The 17,499-nt window shown below is 71.6% G+C and carries 17 protein-coding genes and 2 pseudogenes; 13 read left to right on the top strand and 6 right to left on the bottom strand.

Annotated features, from left to right (window positions below):
- Positions 1–429, top strand: a pseudogene (locus ACZ4RZ_RS30455) (2-oxoacid:ferredoxin oxidoreductase subunit beta); the annotation flags it as partial.
- 13 nt (positions 430–442) lie between these two features.
- Here ACZ4RZ_RS30455 and ACZ4RZ_RS30460 read toward each other — a convergent pair.
- Positions 443–844 (bottom strand): winged helix-turn-helix transcriptional regulator, encoded by a 402-nt coding sequence (locus ACZ4RZ_RS30460; protein ID WP_467749418.1) that lies wholly within the window; start codon positions 842–844, stop codon positions 443–445.
- 93 nt (positions 845–937) lie between these two features.
- Between ACZ4RZ_RS30460 and ACZ4RZ_RS30465 the strand changes: the two genes are divergently transcribed.
- Both ACZ4RZ_RS30465 and rarD read left to right on the top strand, forming a co-directional pair.
- Positions 938–1,792 (top strand): NAD(P)H-binding protein, encoded by an 855-nt coding sequence (locus ACZ4RZ_RS30465; RefSeq protein ID WP_467749419.1) that lies wholly within the window; start codon positions 938–940, stop codon positions 1,790–1,792.
- 238 nt (positions 1,793–2,030) lie between these two features.
- Positions 2,031–2,981 (top strand): EamA family transporter RarD, encoded by a 951-nt coding sequence (gene rarD, locus ACZ4RZ_RS30470; protein WP_467749790.1) that lies wholly within the window; start codon positions 2,031–2,033, stop codon positions 2,979–2,981.
- A gap of 32 nt (positions 2,982–3,013) precedes the next feature.
- On the opposite strand, the pseudogene ACZ4RZ_RS30475 reads toward rarD, so the two are convergent.
- Positions 3,014–3,301, bottom strand: a pseudogene (locus ACZ4RZ_RS30475) (MFS transporter); the annotation flags it as partial.
- A 50-nt stretch (positions 3,302–3,351) separates the two neighbouring features.
- On the opposite strand from ACZ4RZ_RS30475, the gene ACZ4RZ_RS30480 reads away from it, so the two are divergent.
- The gene (locus tag ACZ4RZ_RS30480; RefSeq protein WP_467749420.1) at positions 3,352–3,810 is read left to right on the top strand and encodes a VOC family protein; all 459 of its coding nucleotides are present in this window, start codon (positions 3,352–3,354) and stop codon (positions 3,808–3,810) included.
- Positions 3,811–3,827: 17 nt separating this feature from the next.
- Here ACZ4RZ_RS30480 and ACZ4RZ_RS30485 read toward each other — a convergent pair whose 3' ends face one another.
- The 4 genes from ACZ4RZ_RS30485 to ACZ4RZ_RS30500 form a co-directional block, all read right to left on the bottom strand.
- Positions 3,828–4,184 carry a hypothetical protein gene (locus ACZ4RZ_RS30485; RefSeq protein WP_467749421.1) on the bottom strand — a complete coding sequence of 119 codons (357 nt, stop codon included), beginning with the start codon at positions 4,182–4,184 and terminating at the stop codon, positions 3,828–3,830.
- A gap of 229 nt (positions 4,185–4,413) precedes the next feature.
- Positions 4,414–5,331: a hypothetical protein gene (locus ACZ4RZ_RS30490; RefSeq protein WP_467749423.1), complete on the bottom strand. Its 918-nt coding sequence runs from the start codon at positions 5,329–5,331 to the stop codon at positions 4,414–4,416.
- A gap of 1,400 nt (positions 5,332–6,731) precedes the next feature.
- Complete coding sequence (locus ACZ4RZ_RS30495; protein WP_467749425.1) at positions 6,732–7,424, bottom strand: hypothetical protein; 693 nt, start codon at positions 7,422–7,424, stop codon at positions 6,732–6,734.
- 59 nt (positions 7,425–7,483) lie between these two features.
- Positions 7,484–8,494: a peptidoglycan DD-metalloendopeptidase family protein gene (locus ACZ4RZ_RS30500; RefSeq protein ID WP_467749427.1), complete on the bottom strand. Its 1,011-nt coding sequence runs from the start codon at positions 8,492–8,494 to the stop codon at positions 7,484–7,486.
- A 196-nt stretch (positions 8,495–8,690) separates the two neighbouring features.
- On the opposite strand from ACZ4RZ_RS30500, the gene ACZ4RZ_RS30505 reads away from it, so the two are divergent.
- From ACZ4RZ_RS30505 to ACZ4RZ_RS30545, 9 genes are all read left to right on the top strand, one after another.
- On the top strand, positions 8,691–9,245 hold the full coding sequence (locus ACZ4RZ_RS30505) for a DUF6668 family protein (protein ID WP_467749428.1): 555 nt from the start codon (positions 8,691–8,693) through the stop codon (positions 9,243–9,245).
- A complete protein-coding gene (locus ACZ4RZ_RS30510) occupies positions 9,242–9,508 on the top strand; it encodes a hypothetical protein (RefSeq protein ID WP_467749429.1) in 267 nt (88 codons plus the stop codon). Before ACZ4RZ_RS30505 ends, ACZ4RZ_RS30510 begins: the two co-directional genes overlap by 4 nt.
- A gap of 312 nt (positions 9,509–9,820) precedes the next feature.
- Entirely contained in the window at positions 9,821–10,114 is a 294-nt protein-coding gene (locus ACZ4RZ_RS30515; RefSeq protein WP_369248493.1) for a hypothetical protein, read from the top strand.
- A 46-nt stretch (positions 10,115–10,160) separates the two neighbouring features.
- Positions 10,161–10,940 (top strand): DUF8175 domain-containg protein, encoded by a 780-nt coding sequence (locus ACZ4RZ_RS30520; protein WP_467749431.1) that lies wholly within the window; start codon positions 10,161–10,163, stop codon positions 10,938–10,940.
- Between the two features lies 1 nt (position 10,941).
- Positions 10,942–12,078, top strand: a complete 1,137-nt coding sequence (locus ACZ4RZ_RS30525; protein ID WP_467749433.1) for a hypothetical protein — start codon at positions 10,942–10,944, stop codon at positions 12,076–12,078.
- A gap of 104 nt (positions 12,079–12,182) precedes the next feature.
- Positions 12,183–13,676: an SCO6880 family protein gene (locus ACZ4RZ_RS30530; protein ID WP_467749435.1), complete on the top strand. Its 1,494-nt coding sequence runs from the start codon at positions 12,183–12,185 to the stop codon at positions 13,674–13,676.
- 5 nt (positions 13,677–13,681) lie between these two features.
- Positions 13,682–15,157 (top strand): ATP/GTP-binding protein, encoded by a 1,476-nt coding sequence (locus tag ACZ4RZ_RS30535; protein WP_467749437.1) that lies wholly within the window; start codon positions 13,682–13,684, stop codon positions 15,155–15,157.
- A 106-nt stretch (positions 15,158–15,263) separates the two neighbouring features.
- On the top strand, positions 15,264–17,018 hold the full coding sequence (locus ACZ4RZ_RS30540) for a type IV secretory system conjugative DNA transfer family protein (protein WP_467749439.1): 1,755 nt from the start codon (positions 15,264–15,266) through the stop codon (positions 17,016–17,018).
- The gene (locus ACZ4RZ_RS30545) at positions 17,015–17,470 is read left to right on the top strand and encodes a DUF4913 domain-containing protein (RefSeq protein ID WP_467749440.1); all 456 of its coding nucleotides are present in this window, start codon (positions 17,015–17,017) and stop codon (positions 17,468–17,470) included. Before ACZ4RZ_RS30540 ends, ACZ4RZ_RS30545 begins: the two co-directional genes overlap by 4 nt.
- Positions 17,471–17,499 lie beyond the last annotated feature (29 nt).

Consider the following 17,499-nt stretch of genomic DNA (forward strand, 5'->3'; position numbering starts at 1 on the left):
ATCTACCAGAACTGCAACATCTTCAACGACGGCGCCTTCGATGCCCTCAAGGACAAGCAGCAGTCCCAGGAAGCGGTCATCCGCCTGGAACACGGGCAGCCCATCCGCTTCGGCGCCGACGGTTCGCGCGGCGTCGTACGCGACCCGCAGACCGGAGACCTCAACGTCGTCACCGTCACGGCGGACAACGAGTCGCAGATCCTGGTCCACGACGCCCACTCCGCGTCCCCGACCACGGCCTTCGCGCTCTCCCGCCTAGCCGACCCCGACACGCTCCACCACACCCCCATCGGCGTGCTCCGTTCCGTGGACCGGCCGGTCTACGACACCCAGATGGCCGACCAGCTGGACACGGCCATCGAGCAGAACGGCAAGGGCGACCTCGCCGCGCTGCTGGCGGGCGGGGACACCTGGACGGTCGTCGGCTAGCCGAACCGGTATTTCACGAGGCCCGGGCGCTCGCCGCCCGGGCCTCGTCGTATGCGCGGCGGGCCTTCTCGACGTCGTCCATCCGGTCCGAGGTCCAGATCGCGAGCGTCTTCACCTGCGTGGCGGCCTCGCGGCCCAGTTCGGTGAGCGAGTAGTCGACGCGCGGCGGGATGACCGGTTTGGCGTCGCGGTGCACGAGACCGTCGCGCTCCAGGGTCTGCAGCGTCTGCGTGAGCATCTTCTCGCTGACGCGCCCGATGGCGCGGCGCAGCTCGCTGAAGCGGTACGGGCGGTCCAGGAGCTCGATGAGAACGAGCACACCCCAGCGGCTGGTGACGTGCTCCAGGACCAGGCGGTACGGGCACATCGCTGCGTCGGTCTCGTACTTGCTGACTGCTGTCCTACTTACGGCCATGCCAGTACCTTACTTCAAAGTGGGTACTTACGCAGGGTTAGTGCACCTCCTAGGGTTAGTGCCAGACCCACCCCACAAGGAGTTGTTTCAGATATGAGCATCGTCGTCACCGGAGCCACCGGACACCTCGGCCGTTTCGTCATCGAAGGGCTGCTGGAGAAGGTCCCGGCGGACCAGATCACCGCGGTTGTACGTGACCAGGAGAAGGCCGCCGGTTTCGCGGCGCGCGGCGTGAAGATCGCGGTCGCCGACTACAACGCACCCGAGACCTTCGACGGGGTCATCTCCGCCGGCGACAAGGTGCTGCTCATCTCGGGCAACGAGTTCCACCTCGGCCGCGTCGCCCAGCACCAGGTCGTCCTCGACGCCGCCAAGGCCGCCGGTGCCGCGCTCTTCGCCTACACCAGTGCCCCTGGCAGTCTGACGGCCGCCCTGGCCGACGACCACCGGGCCACGGAGGAGGCGATCCTGGCGTCCGGTCTGCCGTACACCCTGCTGCGCAACGGCTGGTACAACGAGAACTACACGGAGAACCTCGCCCCCGTCCTCGAGCACGGCGCCGTCGTCCAGGCCGCCGGAGAGGGCCGGGTCGCCTCCGCCGCGCGAGCTGACTACGCGGCTGCCGCCGTGGCGGTGCTGACCGGCGAGGGCCACGAGAACAAGAGCTACGAGCTGAGCGGCGACACCTCCTTCGGCTTCGCCGAGTACGCCGCCGAGATCGCCGAGCAGTCCGGCAAGGAGATCGTCTACAACGCCGTTCCCGTCGAGGTCTACAGCGGCATCCTGGCCGGCGCCGGTGTGCCCGAGGGCCTCGTCGCCGTCCTGGCGGGCGTGGACACGTCCATCGAGAAGGGCGAGCTGGCCGTCATCACCGGCGATCTGTCCCGCCTGACCGGCCGCCCGACCACGCCGATCGCCGAGTCGATCAAGGCGGCACTGAAGGGCTGACCCTCCCGGCGGCTCCCCGGGCCTCCTTCCCCATCCGGCCTGGGCATCACCCTCCGAACCCCGCCTGTCATGACCGTATGGCGATACGGGCATGACAGGCGGGGGCGCTCGGCGCTACCTTCTTTCAGGCTGCTCCGCCACACGGGAGCGGCCGTCACACGAGAGGGAGGCGCCGGTGGCCGGGAAGCCGAAGGGCGAGCAGCACATAGGTCTGCTGAACGGCTTCGCGGCGTACGGCATGTGGGGGCTCGTCCCCCTCTTCTGGCCGCTGCTGAAGCCCGCCGGGGCGGTCGAGATCCTCGCCCACCGGATGGTGTGGTCCCTCGCCGTGGTCGGCGCCGCGCTGCTGGTGATGCGGCGCTGGGCCTGGGCGGGCGAACTGCTCCGGCAGCCTCGCAAGCTGGGCCTGATCACGATCGCGGCGGCGGTCATCACCGTCAACTGGGGCGTCTACATCTGGGCCGTGAACTCCGGGCACGTGGTCGAGGCCTCGCTCGGCTACTTCATCAACCCGCTCGTCACCATCGCGATGGGCGTACTGCTCCTCAAGGAACGGCTGCGGCCGGTGCAGTGGACGGCGGTCGGCGTCGGCTTCGCCGCGGTCCTCGTCCTCACGATCGGATACGGCCGCCCGCCGTGGATCTCCCTCTGCCTCGCCTTCTCCTTCGCCACGTACGGGCTGGTGAAGAAGAAGGTCAACCTCGGCGGTATCGAGTCGCTCGCCGCCGAGACCGCGATCCAGTTCCTGCCCGCGCTGGCCTATCTGCTGTGGCTGGGGACCAAGGGTGACGCGACCTTCGGTACGGAGGGCGCGGGGCACGCGGCGCTGCTCGCGGCGACGGGGCTCGTGACCGCCATCCCCCTTGTCTGCTTCGGGGCCGCCGCCATCCGCGTCCCGCTCTCCACCCTCGGGCTCCTCCAGTACCTCGCCCCCGTCTTCCAGTTCCTGCTCGGCATCCTCTACTTCCACGAGGCCATGCCGCCCGAGCGCTGGGCCGGGTTCGCGCTGGTCTGGCTGGCGCTGTCGCTGCTCACCTTCGACGCGCTGCGCACCGCGCGCCGCGCGGCCCGCACGCTCAGGGCCGAGACCAGGGACCCCAGGACGACCATCATCACCGGCACGGTCAGCGCCGCGCGGAAGGCGGACAGCGTGGCGGCGGGACCCGACCCCGTGGACGCCAAGCCGTAGACCGCGGTCACCGCCGAGATCCCGATCGCCGAGCCGAACTGCGCGGCCGTGTGCAGCAGCCCGCTCGCCAGGCACTGCTCCTCCTCCGCCACACCGTCCGTCGCCGCGATCGTCAGCGGCCCGTAGGCGAGGGCGAACGCGGTGCCCGCGATGATCAGCGTCGGGAACATCGCCGCGTACGACCAGTCAGCGCCGACCGGCAAGAACAGCCCGTACGCGACGACGGCGAGCACAAAACCGCCGAGGATCACCCTGGCGTTGCCGTACCGCTGCACGAGCTTCGGCGTGAGCGCGGGCGCCAGCACCGCGTCGCAGCCCATTACGCCCGGTCGGCACACAGCGGCTGGCCGGGACGTTATAAGTGGTAACCATGACGCCCACTCCCCTGCACTGGAAGCTCGTCATCGACGCGGCCGACCCGCACGCCCAGGCCGACTTCTGGGCCGCAGCGCTCGGTTACGAGGTCGAGGACAACAGCACCTTCGTGGAACGGCTGCTCAGCCTCGGCGCCCTGCCGGCGGAGGCCACCGTCGAGTTCCGCGGCCGCCCGGCCTTCCGCGACCTGATCGCCGTGCGGCACCCGGACGACCCGTACGACGAGGAGCGCGGCACCGGCCTCGGCCGACGGCTTCTCTTCCAGCGCGTACCGGAGCCGAAGACCGTCAAGAACCGGCTCCATCTCGATCTGCACCCCGGTGAGGGCCGCTGCGCGGACGAGGTCGAGCGGTTGGAGGGGCTGAGGGCGAGCGTGCTCCGGCGGGTGAAGGAGCCGGCGGGCGAGTGGGTGGTGATGGCGGATCCGGAGGGGAACGAGTTCTGCGTGCATTAGCTCCGACCATGCCCCCTTCAGAAGCGCCGGTATTGCCCGGGCGTTCGCCGGGTCAACTCCCTTGCCGTGGAGGAGCGTTCTACGGTGAGGGCGTGTGCGGCGACCGGCGTGGACCCCGAGCGCATACGGGCCGCGACGGCCGTCGGCACGCGCGCGCCGCGGGCGACATCGGCCTCGACGCGGGAGCGCAGGGCGCCGACCTGGGCCAGGTGATGCCGCAACTGGTCCGGCGTGAGCGTCTCGACCGGGACGCTCACCGCGGCGCGCACGGCGGCCGGGTGCGTCGGGATGGGGGCGGCGCCCCTGGGGGCGCGGGCACGCGGGCCGCCACGCCGGGCGGTTTCGCCGGGAGCGGCGAGCGTACGCCAGCTCATCGTGCCGGTCAGCTCGTTGACGCATACCTCGACGCGCGGGCGCGGTTCGTGCGGACGCGGTTCGCGTGCGCGCGGTTCGTGCGGACGCGCTGAGCGACGGCGGGCGGCGTCGGCCCGGTCATCGTCGCCGCCCCCTCGCCGTGGTCCGGCCGGACCGCCCCCGCCGTCGCCACCGACGACGACGGGCGGGTCCGGCCTCCGTGCTCCCGTCCTCCGACCCCTTTGGTCGTCACTGGCCATGGGCTCGCGGGCTCGGGCTCTGGGTGTAGGGGTTGTCGGCCAGGACGCGGGCGCGCTCGGCGAGGCGGCCCATGCGGGTGCGGGCCGATTCGAGCTGCTCGATGTCGTCGGCGGCGGGGCCGCCGTCGGCCGTGAGCTCGGTCCACACGCCGATCAGATCGCGTCCGAGGTGCAGTCCCTGCAGGGGGTCGCGGACGGCGCGCCAGGCCGCCGCCGCGCTCTGTACGTTGCCGTACGCGGCACGCGGGTCGCGATGGCGTCGGCGGACCCGGGCGAGGTCCAGCGACAGGTGGAACGACCTGAGCGCGTCACCGGCCAAGTAGGCGATGTACGCGGTCAGTTCGCGCAGCTTCAGCACCTCCGGGTGTTCCTCGCCCAGCGACTGCGCCGCCTCCGCGACGGCTCGCTCCGCCATCCCCGCGGCCGCCTCGATCCGGCCCATCTTCACGGCCTCGTTGATCCGCGCCACCGGTTCCACGAGGAACGCCACGGTACCGTCGCCCTCCTGGGCCGAGTTCGGCGCAAGCACCGCCTCGGCGACAGCGTCGAAGCCCCGCACAGGCGCGGGCTTCGGCTCCGGCTCGGGCTCCGGGTCCAGCACGGACATGGCTTCCATCCCCGGAGCCGCCTTCCGCGCGGGAGCTCCTTCGGCCGCCGGAGCCGGCCCGAACTCCCCTGTCGGAGCCGCCACAACCCCGGCCGCCGACTCCGGCACCGACCGCAGTACACGCGTCGCCGCGCTCCCGGGAAGCGGCTTGGGCTCGGGCACCGCCCGCAGCACGAAGGTCGACGGGGTGGGGGTGCTGGGCTCGGGGGCGGCGGGGGGCGCCGGCGGGCGTACGGGTTCTGTGGTCGGGTTGGCGGGTGCCGCGGCGTGTACGGGATCAGGTGCCGCGTCGGCGGGCACCTGGCCACGTGCCGGTTCAGGCGCGGGGGCGGTATGTGCGACGGGAATCGCCGACACGGAAGCCGGGGCGGGCGCCACGGGCTCACCCACGGGCAGTGGCGCCGGGGGCTGGACGGCACTCGTGGAAACGGGTGCCGGGGCGGCGGACGGCGCGGCGGCCGTCGGAAGGGGCGCCGGATCGGCGAACGCCGCGGGCCTCACCGGTTCCGGCGCCGGCACTGGAACCGCCTCGGGCTTCGGTGCGGGCTCAGGTGCATGCGGGAACGTGGGCGCAGGCGCGGGCATGGGCGCAAGCTCCGGCTCCGCGACACGCGCAGGCCCGGGCGCGGGCGCGGGCTCCGGACTCGAGACGGGTACGGGAGCGAGCTCCGGGCCCTGCACAGGTGCCGGGCCAGGCTCCGGCTCCGTGACAGACACCTGCACGGTCCCGCGCTCAGCCTCATCCGCAGGCGCAGGCCCGGGCGCGGGCGCAGGCCCGGGCGCGGGCGCAGGCACCGGACTCGAGACGGGTACGGGCGCGAGCTCCGGGCCCTGCACAGGTGCCGGGCCAGGCTCCGGCTCCGTGACAGACACCTGCGCGGGCCCGCGCTCAGGCTCAGCGGCAGCGGCAGCGGCAGCGGCAGCGGCAGGCCCAGGCTCGGGTGTCGGCTCCGGTACCGCTCGCAGTACGTACGTCGCCTTGTCGCGGCGCGGAACCGGTGGCGTCTCGGGCGCTGTCGGCGCTCCGGTCGCCGGACCCTCGGGCGCCCGGTCACCGGATGCCGGAGGGACGACGGGGGCAGACGGAACCGGTGCGGTCGGCGGCGCCGGTGCGGTCGGCGGCGCCGGTGGCCGCGGCGACTGTCGAATCTCAGGCTCACGCGGCTGCTGTCGCGGTGCCTGCGCGACCCCGGACTCGCGAGCCTCGCCCAGCCCCGGCCGCTCCTGCGGATGCGGACGCGGCTGCGGCTGCTGCGGCGGCTGGATCTGGCCTCCCGGCTGCGGCTCCGTCGCATTCCCCGCCGCCCAAGCCCCCGGCACCGCCGACGTCCCGGCCCCCACCCGCACCGGCTCCCCGGCATACCGGCTGGAGCCGTCCACGGACACCTGGAGCGGTACGACGTAGCCGATGCGTTCGTCGTGGATGGTGGCGAGAACGGGGTGGCCGGTGGCGAGCGCGAGGCGGTGGAGGTAGTTCAGGACGGCGGCCTGGACGGTCTCGCCGGGCGCGGCGAAGACCGGCATGCCGCCGACCGTGGCCCCACCGGCGTCACCGCCCGTGGCACCACCTGTGGACGCCGGCACCCGCACCTCGATCGGTGTCACCCCGGCCGCCGGTTGCCCCCCGGGCACGGCACCGGCCGCGCGCTGCCGCTTGAGTTCCCGCTTCTGTTCGCGGCTGAGTCGAGACATGGGTTCCCTCACGAAGGTGTGGACGAGGAAGAGAGAGACGGGGACGAGGGGGACGGGGACGAAGGAGAGGGGGACGGAGGAACCGCGGCCTCGACCGCTGTCACCTCGTCGACGTGCCACGGCTGTCCCCGACCCGCACGCGTCAGCTTGAGATAGACGTTCGCGCGCGGCCCCGTGCCCGTCCAGCCGTCGCGGCCGTGGGCCGTGCCCTCGACGAAGAGGGCGCGGTAGGCCAGGACAGCCGTGTCGACGGGGCCGTCGCCGTCGTCGTCCGCGGTCACGTCCACCGTGGTCCACGCCTTGTGGCCGGCCCAGGTGTTCCAGTCGTTGCCCGCCCCGCTCGCGGGCCGGTACGACCGCTCGGCGGCGGCCTTCTTCGCCGTGAACCAGCGGGCCGAGCGCAGCACGGCATCGTGCGGACCGGAGTCGTACTTCGTGTCATAGCCGTACGCCACCTCCGCCCACGCCTCCGATACCTCTGTCGCGTCCGTCCCGTCGACGCCCGACGGGCTCGGCACCCGCGCGTCCGCGCCCAGCGGCCTGCCCGACGGCAGTGGCGCCTTGGGCGCCACCGACGGGACCGCGGAGGGTGACGAGCCGGGCACGCCCACCGAATCACGGTGATCCTGCAAACCACAGCCCGTCAACGCCAACAGCCCCGTGACGGACACGACCGCCAGGGCGATCGTCCTCGTAGGCATCGTCGTCGTACCTGTCCTCATACCCGTATTTCCACGCGTCCTCATCCTCGCCTCCCTCCTCACTTCAGCCCCAGCCAGGGTGCCGGATCCACGTACTTGCCGTTCTGCATGACCTCGAAGTGCGCGTGCGGTCCGGTCGAGTAACCGGTGGAGCCCACCTCGCCGACCTGCTGGCCGACCTTCACCTTCTGTCCGACACTGACGTTGAGGGCGCGCATGTGGTTGTAGGTCGTCGAAATCTGGTCGCCATTGATGGTTCCGTGGGAGATCACCACACGGTTTCCGTATCCATTGGCCCAGCCGGCGGAGGTGACCGTGCCGTCCCGGGCCGCCTTGAACGGCGTACCGGCCGCCGCCCCGAAGTCGATGCCGGTGTGCAGCTTGTAGACGTGCAGGATCGGGTGCATGCGCATGCCGTACGGGGAGGTGACGGGCGGGTTGCCGGGGAGCGGCATCGCCATTTGCTGCCCGTCCGGGATCTTGCCCGGCGGGTCGTCGATCGACTCGTACTTGGATATCAGCGACTTGATGCGGGCCACGTAGTTCTGGGTCTCGGTGTACGGAGGCATACCGCCGTACTGGTGCACCGCGCCCGGTCCCGCGTTGTACGCGGCGAGCGCGAGGTCCAGTGTCTCGCCCTGCGCCTCGCCACGGTTCTTGTAGCCCTCGACCTGCTTGGCGAGGGCGCAGTCGTAACGGCCCTGGGCCATGATCGCGTCGCCGGGGTCGAAGGGGGAGGCAACGCCGTTGCCGTCGTCGTCCCGGCCCCACGTCTGCCAGGTGCCGGGCATGAACTGCGACAGCCCCAGGGCGCCGACCGGCGATCGGGCGTTAGGGTTCCAGCCCGACTCGGCCTCGATCTGCGCGGCGATGACCGCGGGCTTGATGACGTCGCAGAGGGCGCCCGCCTTGAGGACCCAGGGCACGTACTGCTGCGGCACCGTGCCGTCCTTCAGCCCCCCGCCCGCGCCCGACCCCGTATCCGCCTCGCTCGGCGATCCGCTCACCGCGACCATCATGACCACCGGCATGATCACCGCGGCAAGACAGCCGCCGACCACCCAAGTCATGGTGGATCCACCCCCGTTGGACATCGGCTCCCCTCAGCCTCAAGATCCGGTCGTGTACCTGCAGTTGAGTCTCTCGGCTCCCACCCGCTCCATGCGTCACCACGGCGTCACAGGCTCGTCCCAGGAACTCACGCCCCGTTACCTAACCTGTTCGGGCGCCGTGAAGATCGGTGGGCGACGACGGAGGAGAGTGGCGATGCAGGGGGTGGCGATGCACGGGAACGAGCGGCGCGGGCCGGACGGGCCCGAGATCTGGATCCGCGGGCCGGTCGGCGAACCGGAGCCGCACCGGCGGCAGGAGGAGGGACCGGAAGCCCACCAACTCCCGGTGAGCACACGGCGGTTCGCCTGGGTCGCCACTCACGGCGGCGCCGGTGCCTCCACGCTCGCCGCCGTCTTCGGCGGTCACGACGCGGGCCGCAACTGGCCCCGGCCGGAACAGGGCGAGCCGGGTTCCGTCCTCCTCGTGGGGCGTACGCACGCGACCGGCCTGGACGCCGTCTCGCACACCCTCGACATCTTCCGGCGGGGCGACGCGCCCCCGGGGCTCGACCTCGACGCCATCGTCCTGGTCGCCGACGCGCCCGGGCGACTGCCCCGTCAACTCACCCAGCGCATCAAGGTGATCGGCTCGGTCATCGACGTCTACCGAGTGCCCTGGGTGCCCGCATGGCGCACCGGCGACCTCACGGGACCGCTGCCGCGCGAGATCGCATCACTGGCCCGACTGACCGGGAGGACGACCCCATGAGCACCCTGCACACGATGACCGCCACGCTGGCGGCGGGGGACGGCCCTCCGGCCGGTGTCGCCACCCAGCTGAACTACGTCCTGAACATCATCGCCTGGCTGGTCACCGCGGCCGGCGTGACGGGGCTGATGATCGTGGGCTCCCGCATGGCGATCGCCGTCAAGGTCGGCGACGGAGAAGAGCACTTGAGCCAGTTCCTGATGGTCATGGGGGCGTGCGTCATCGGCGCGACGGCGGGCCCGATCGTCGGTTTCCTTCTCTGAAACACCCGTCCGTCAAGCTCCACCCCCCGAAGGCGCCATCCGAACCTGATGGCGCCTCACTTCTTTTACGGGGCCGCCCACCTGGTACTTGATGACGATCTCTTCCCGTCTGTCACGGACACGTCACTGACAGGTGCTGGATCACTACATCGCTTGGCCGGAACTCACAGGAGTCGCCAAGCTCACTGTGCAACCGGGAACTCGGGCGTCACACAGCCCTCAATCACCCGCGAGAGAACCCTCAAGCACCTTCAAGCACCGCTCACATCAAGCACGTTGTCGGCCGGCAGCCGACCACATCGGGGAGAAGCCATGTTCAAGGCGATAGCAGCCAAGGCCCACATCTACCTGGCGGACGGCAAGGTCCCCAACCCCAAGAGCGACGCGCCGGGCGAGCTGACCGGCAAGGTCGACACCGTCCTCGGCATCCTCGCCTGGGCCGGCACCGCGGCGGGCGTCGCGGGTGTGCTCATCACCGGCGCCATGATGGCGATCTCGATGCGCCGCGGCGAGGGCTCGGAGCACATGGGCCGCCTCGGCATGGTCCTCGGCGGCTGTGTCCTGGTCGCCACCGCGGGCCCCGTCGTCACCTTCGTCTTCGCCTGACCTGATCCACACCTGATCAGAAACCGATGCGAAGGGAGCGCAAACCATGCTGAACTCCGGCCGGTCCCAAGGGGGCAGCGGGGAGTGGGAGCAGCCGTTCTGGCAGCAGCGAGGCTGGATCCTGTCGGCCGGGTTCCTGCTGGTGCTGCTCGTGCTCGCCGGCTTCACGATGATGAGCGGCGGCGACGGGAAGCCGGCGAACGGGTCGGGCGCCCCGGACCCGCAGCCGACCTCGTCCGCCGGCTCGGACTCGGGCGGCGGCAGCGGCGGTTCGGACGCCCGGCCCGCCGGCTGTCGCACCGACGACAGCGACCAGGCCAAGCCGACGGCCGCCCCGAAGGACTTCACCTGGAAGGCCAACGGCACCGGACTGGTACCCGTCTCGAAGACGGTGGGCCCGCTCAAGTACGACGGACCGGTCTGGTCCTGCTTCGCACACACGCCGATGGGCGCGGTCATGGCCGCGCACTCCATCACCGACCACCTGAGCTACCAGGGCTGGCGCGAGGTCGTCGACCGGCAGGTCATCCCCGGTGCGGGCCGCGACGCGCTGATCAGGAGCCGTACCGCGGAGGGCGACAAGCCCACCTCGGGCACGCCCGATGCGGGCGGCTACGCCGGCTTCACGGTCCTGTCGTACGACAAGGAGAAGACGACGTTGATGGTCGTGGTCCGCATCGCAGGCAAGGACGCCTACGGCACCGCGTCGGTGACCATGCGCTGGCAGGACGGCGACTGGAAGCTCGCGCCCGACGCCGACGGCACCGTCTACTCGGGCATGTCGCAGGTCAGCGGCACCTCGGGCTTCGTCACCTGGGGGGCGTGACATGGCTTGTTCCTGGCGGATTTACGACTGTGTGATCGACGAGGTCGGTACCCAGTTCACCCAGGGTGCCGTCGTGGTCTTCGCCAAGGCGATCGGCGACGCCGCGTCGGAGGTGCTCAAGGCGCTCAACGGCGTCTGGATGAACGTCGACGTGGACGACCCCTCGAAGCCCATCGGCCTCATCGACAAGGAGGTCGACTGGATCGTCGCCTATGTGGCCGTGGCCTCGCTGCTGGTCGCCGCCATCAGAATGGCCCTCGACCGCAAGGGCCAGCCGATGAAGCAGGCGTTCCTGGGGATGTGGAAGGTCATCCTCGTCGGCGCGGTCGCCGTGCCGGTGGTCCAGGCGCTCACCAAGGCCTCGGATCTGTACGCCCAGCACGTGTACGAGAAGTCCGACCTCGGCGACACCGCGTCGACGATGCTCGGCGTACTGACGCTCAACCAGCCGGGCCTGGTGCTCATCTTCGGTCTGCTGGTGATGCTGTCGAGCTTCGTGCAGATCTGTCTGATGTACATCCGCATCGGCGTCATGATCATGCTCGTCGGCACGCTGCCGCTGGCCGCCGCCTCCTCGATGACCGGGTGGGGCGAAGGCTGGTGGAAGAAGCACATCGGCTGGCTCGCGGCCTGGCTGCTCTACAAACCGGCGGCCGCCCTGATCATCTATTCGGCCACGTCGATGACCCAGGACACCAAGAACCTCGACCAGACCATCGCGGGTCTGGGCATGCTGATCATGGCGGTGTTCGCGCTGCCGGCGCTGCTCAAGCTGATCGTTCCGGCGACGGCGGCGCTCGGCGGCACGTCCGGCGGCACGGTCGCGCTCAACGCGGCCAACAACATCGCCACCGGCGCCGTCAGCATCGCCGCGGGCGGTGCCGGAGGGGGCGGCGGGGGCGGCGCGGCCGGCCCGAAGGGCTCGCCGTCCTCGGGCGCCGGCGCTCCGGCCGGTGGCGCGGGCGGAGCGGGCGGAGCGGCCGCCGGAGGCGGTGCCGCCGCCGCGGGTGCGGCCACGGGTGGCGCGGCCCTCGCGGTCCAGGCCGCCGCGGTCGCCGTACAGACCGGCGTCGCGGCCGCCACGGAAGTCGCCAACTCCCTTGACGACAACGACGGCATGAAGGGCCACAACCAGTAGGCGCCGGTCCACGCCCGGGCGCTGGGGCGGCGACTGCCCGACAGGCGCCGCCCCAACCCCCGTACACCCCAAGCACTTTGAGCCGAGCCGGAAGAAGGAACTCCATGTCCACCGACGCCATGACGCGTCCCACGTACGGGAACTGGCGCAGGCCCCGCCGTCCCGGACTCGGTCCGCTGGGTCTGCTCGGCACCGTCGTCGCCTTCGGCGGACTGCTGGTGGCGCTGCTGGCGTCACTGGTATCGCTGATGGCCGCGATCGCCGTGCTGGTGCCGGTCGGGCTGTTCCTCGCCCCGCTGGCGCTGCGCACGGTGGACGGCCGCAATGTCTACCAGGTCCTCGCGGTCCGGATCGGCTGGATGAAGCGCAAGGCGAACGGCTCGCACACCTATGTCTCCGGGCCGCTGTCCAAGCGCCCCGGCGGCCGCTTTCAGCCGCCCGGCCTGCTCGCGCGCACCAAGATGTACGAGGGCCGCGACGCCTACAACCGCCCGTTCGGTGTGCTGCACCACCCGGGCCGCGGCCTGTACACGGTGGTCCTGGCCTGCGAGCCGGACGGTGGTTCGCTGGTCGACCCGCAGCAGGTCGACATCTGGGTGGCGTCCTGGGGCGACTGGCTCGCGCGGCTCTCGCACGAGCCGGGCCTGCGCGGCGCCCAGGTGGTCGTGGAAACCGCCCCGGACACGGGTACCCGCCTCGCGGCCGAGGTTCTCCCCCGCATCTCGCCGGACGCTCCGGCCGCGGCCCGCGCCGTGATGGAGGAGGTCGTCGAGCGCTATCCGTCGGCGAGCTCCGAGATGCACACGTACATCGCGTTGACGTACGGCCCGACGGGCGGCCCCAAGCGCGAGGTCGACGACATCATCACCGACCTGTCGATGCGCCTGCCCGGACTGCTCTCGGGCCTGGTCGCCGCGGGCGGCGGCAGCGCCTACCCCCTCGCCGCCGAGCGGCTCGCCGAGATCGTCCGTGTCGCGTACGACCCCGCCATCGCCCCCGACGTGCTCAGTGCCCGCGCCGAACACGCCACCACCGGCCTGGAGTGGAACGACGCGGGCCCGGCGGCCGCCGTCGAGACCGTCGCGTCGTACAAGCACGACTCGGGGATCTCGCGCACCTGGATGCTGACGCTGGCGCCGCGCGGCACGGTCAGGTCGAGCGTGCTGCGCGGCCTCCTTGAACCCGCGCCGGGCACCCGGCGCAAACGGGTCTCCCTCATCTACCGGCCCATCGACCCGGCGACCTCCGCCCGCATCGTCGAGTCCGACCGGCGCTCGGCCCACTTCATGGCGGGCTCGCGGCGCGGTCTCGTCCAGGCGCGGGCCAGTTCGGAGATGCAGGCCGCCGAGCAGACCGCGGCCGAGGAGGCGGCCGGTGCCGGGCTCGTGGAGTTCTCGCTGATGGTGACCGTCACCGTCGACGACGAGGAACACCTGCAGGACGCGGGCATCACCGTACGCAATCTCCAGGCCTCGTCCCGCATTCTGATGCGTCCCGCGGACCGCATGCAGGCCTCGGCCTTCACCTGCACGCTGCCGGTCGGCCTGCTGCCGTGGGAGCACACCCTCGTTCCGTACCAGATCAGGGAGGCGCTGTGAGTGCCGTGAAATCCATACCCACCGCCCCGCCGCGCGGCTGGTACGGGCCCGGCGGCGGCCAGGTCGGGCACGTGGACCCGCCCTCGATGTGGCGCGCGACCACGGTTCAGGCGTGCGGGCTGTGGCCCTTCGCTGCGGGCTCCGGCGCGCCGATGACCGGGGTCCCGCTCGGCCAGCATCTGCACACCGGAGCGACCGTCTGCGGCGACCCCATCTCCTGGTTCACCCGCGCCCGTTACATCTCCAACCCGTCCCTGTTCATGCTCGGCATGCCCGGCCTGGGCAAGTCGACGCTGGTCAACCGCATGCTGATCGGCATGTCCGCCACGGGCATCACCCCGCTGGTACTCGGGGACCTGAAGCCCGACTACGCCGACACCGTACGGGCGTTGGGCGGCCAGGTGATCTCGATCGGTCGGGGCGTCGGGGGCATCAACGTCCTCGACCCGGGTGCGATGGGCGAGGCGGCCGTACGGATCGGGGGCGAGCGGGGCCGCATCCTCGCGGCGGAGGCGCACGGCCGGGTCCTGAACATGGTCGCCGCGCTGATCACGATCGTGCGGGGCCGCCCGATGGACGACCACGAACAGTCCGTGCTGTCCGCCTGCCTCCACCACCTCGCGGAGCGTACGAAGCCGGGGCGGGCACCGTTGCTGCCGGATCTGCTGAAGGTGCTGGACGAGGGTCCGGACCGGGTCCGGGCGGTGACGCTGGACCGGGGGAACGTCGCCCGCTATCAGGAAGCGGTGGACCCCCTCCACCGGTCGCTCCTGGGTGTGCTGGACGGGCCCCTCGGCGACACGTTCGCGTCCGAGACCTCGACGCGGATCAACCCGGCCTCGCCGGCGGTCTGCGTGGACATCTCGCGTATCGGCGAGGCGGATACGCAGCTGACCGCGGCCGCGATGCTCGCCGCGTGGTCGGACGGACTGGGCACGGTGGCGGCCGCCCACGCGCTCGCGGACGCGGGGCTGGCCCCACAGAGGTGGTTCTTCACGGTCCTGGACGAGCTGTGGCGACCGCTCCGGGCCGCCTCCGGCATCGTCGAGCGGATCGACGCGCTGACCCGGCTGAACCGGTCGCTGGGGCTGGGCGACGCGAAGATCACGCACACGCTGAAGGACGCGGAGGCGTTGGGCAGCGAGTCCGACCGCGCCAAGGCGCGCGGGTTCGTGGAGCGGGCGGGGATGGTCGTCTGCGCCGGGCTTCCGCGTACCGAGATGAAGGAGCTCGGCGAGATCGTCGGCATGTCCGAGCGGGAGATCGAGCTCGTGTCGTCCTGGTCGTCGCCGCCCGGGTGGGCGAGCACGGGCGGGAACGAGGAGCCGCCGGGGCGCGGCCGCTTCCTGATCAAGGTGGGCGGGCGTCCCGGGATCCCGATCAAGGTGTCCATCACGGACACCGAGCGGGCGTTGCACAACACGAACACGCGGTGGTCGGAGGCGGGGAAGCCGAACCTTTCCAAGGGGGCGGGGCGATGAGCGCGGGCCCTGGACAGCCTCTCTTCGCCCCCTCCGCCCCTGCGCCCCCGGGTACGGGACGGGCAGGGGCGGAGGGGGGCGAAACACTTCTGACGGGGGATCACGGATGAGCAGCACACGGAAGAATCACAGCAGCGGGGAGGACCTCCTCCCCTGGATCGTGCCGGGCGCCGCCCTCCTCATCGGCACCCTGTTCTTCGGGGCCTGGCTGGGCGGAACCCTCGGGGCCGCGGCGAGCGGAGCCGGCTGGGACCCGCCCCCGTTCGGGCTGTCCACCCTGTCCACGCTGGTCGACGACGGCCCGGCCACGATGTGGCCGAAGGCGTCGACGACCGCGGTCGCAGCGGGCATGGCAACCGTCTTCGGCGCAGTCGTGGCCCTCGTCGTCGTACTCATCACACTCGTACGGCGACGGACCGCCAAGCCCGACGGACTCGCGGGCCGTAAGGAGCTCGCGAGCCTCCTCCCCAAGGGCGCCGCCCAGCGCGCACGTCAACTCCGGCCCTCGCTGGCCAAGTTGGGCAAGATCACCCCAGACGACACCGGGAACCTGCTCGGCAACCTGGAACCGGGCGGACCGGAGCTCCGCTCCAGCCACGAGGACGTGGAGCTGGACCTGATGGCCCCCCGGGCGGGCAAGTCCACGAGCATCGCGGTGCCGCGCGTCCTGCGGGCCCGCGGCAGCGTGCTGCTGACGTCGAACAAGGCGGACGTCTACAGCGTGACCCGAACGGAGCGCGAACGCGTCGGCCGGGTGTGGACGTTCGACCCCCAGGGCATCGCCCACACCCCCCGCACCCTGTGGTGGGACATGCTCGCCGACGCCGCCACCATCGAGGGCGCCCGCCGGCTGGCAGGCCACTTCGTCGGAGCCGTCAACGACGACGCGTCCAAGCGCGACTTCTGGATCTCGGCCGCGCAGAACACTCTCACCGCCCTCTTCCACGCGGCCCACCGCGGCGAGCGGCAGATCGGCGAGGTGCTCGCCTGGCTGGCCGACCCGGCGGACCGCACCCCCGTCGACCTGCTGCGGGACGCCGGAATGGCGGCCCTCGCCGACCAGCTGCAAGGCACCGTGCAGGGCGCCGTGGAAACCAGGGACGGCATCTACGAGACGGCCCGCCAGTGCGTGGCCTGTCTGCTCGACCCGTCGATCGCGGCCTGGGTGACCCCGGACCCCGACCTGCCGCAGTTCCTCCCGGAGCGGCACGTCCTGTCCGCGGACACGCTGTACCTCCTCTCCAAGGACGGCGGCGGCTCGGCGGCCGGTGTCATCGCGGCGGCCGCGGACTCCGTACTGCGTGCGGGAGTCGTGGCCGCGGAACGCATGGGCGGACGACTCGATCCGCCCATGACGGCCGTCCTCGACGAGGCCGCCAACGTCTGCCGGATCTCCGATCTCCCCGACCTGTACTCGCACTTCGGTTCACGCGGCATCAACATCGTGACGCTGCTGCAGAGTTACCGGCAGGGCGTCCGGGTGTGGGGCGAGGCCGGCATGGACGCACTCTGGGGAGCCGCCACCATCAAGCTGCTCGGCGCGGGCCTGGACGACGCGGACTTCGTGGAGAAGATCTCCCGGCTCGTCGGCGAGCACGACGTGTCCACGGTCAGCTGGTCCAAGAGCAAGGACGGGCGGTCCCGTTCCACCTCGTACCGCCTCGAGCGCATCCTGCCCGCCGACCGCATCCGCGCCCTGCCCAAGGGCACCGCGCTGCTCCTGGCCACCGGCATCAGGCCGGCGCTGGTCAGGCTGCGCCCCTGGTACGCCGAACCCGGCGCCGACCGTATCGCGACCGCGGCGCAGGCCGAGGTCAAGGCCATCACCGCCCGAGCCGCCGAAGGGATCATCAAACGATGACGACCACCACCGCGGAGCAGGTCCAGGAGGGGCCTGCCGCCCCGCCGTTCATCCTCTATCTCGACGGCGCGGAGTACGCCGAGGAGATGCGCCAACTCGCCGTCTGGGTAGCCGACTTGCTGCTGCCGGTGTACGGCCGCGAGGTCACCTCGCAGCAGCCGTGGTGCCCGCGCTGGTGGGAACACCTGGAGGCGGTGGCCCGGCTGCACGGGCTGTGGCTGGCCTGGCAGGAGCACACCGATCCGGCCGCGGGCGCGTCCGGGCCGGCCGTCTGGCACCGCGACCACCTCGGCCCCGTACTCACCGAACTCCGCTCCCCCACTGGCCCGTTCGCCGGGTGCAAAGCAGGCAGCCACCGTCCGAAGACGGCGCCGACCGTCGAGTCGTACGAGGATGCCGTCGCCGCCGCCCCGCGGCCCGACCCCGATCCCTACGACACCAGCCTGTGGTGAGCGGAGTACGAAACGAGGTGTGGTGAGCG

This window comes from Streptomyces sp. NPDC027189 (assembly GCF_055566975.1).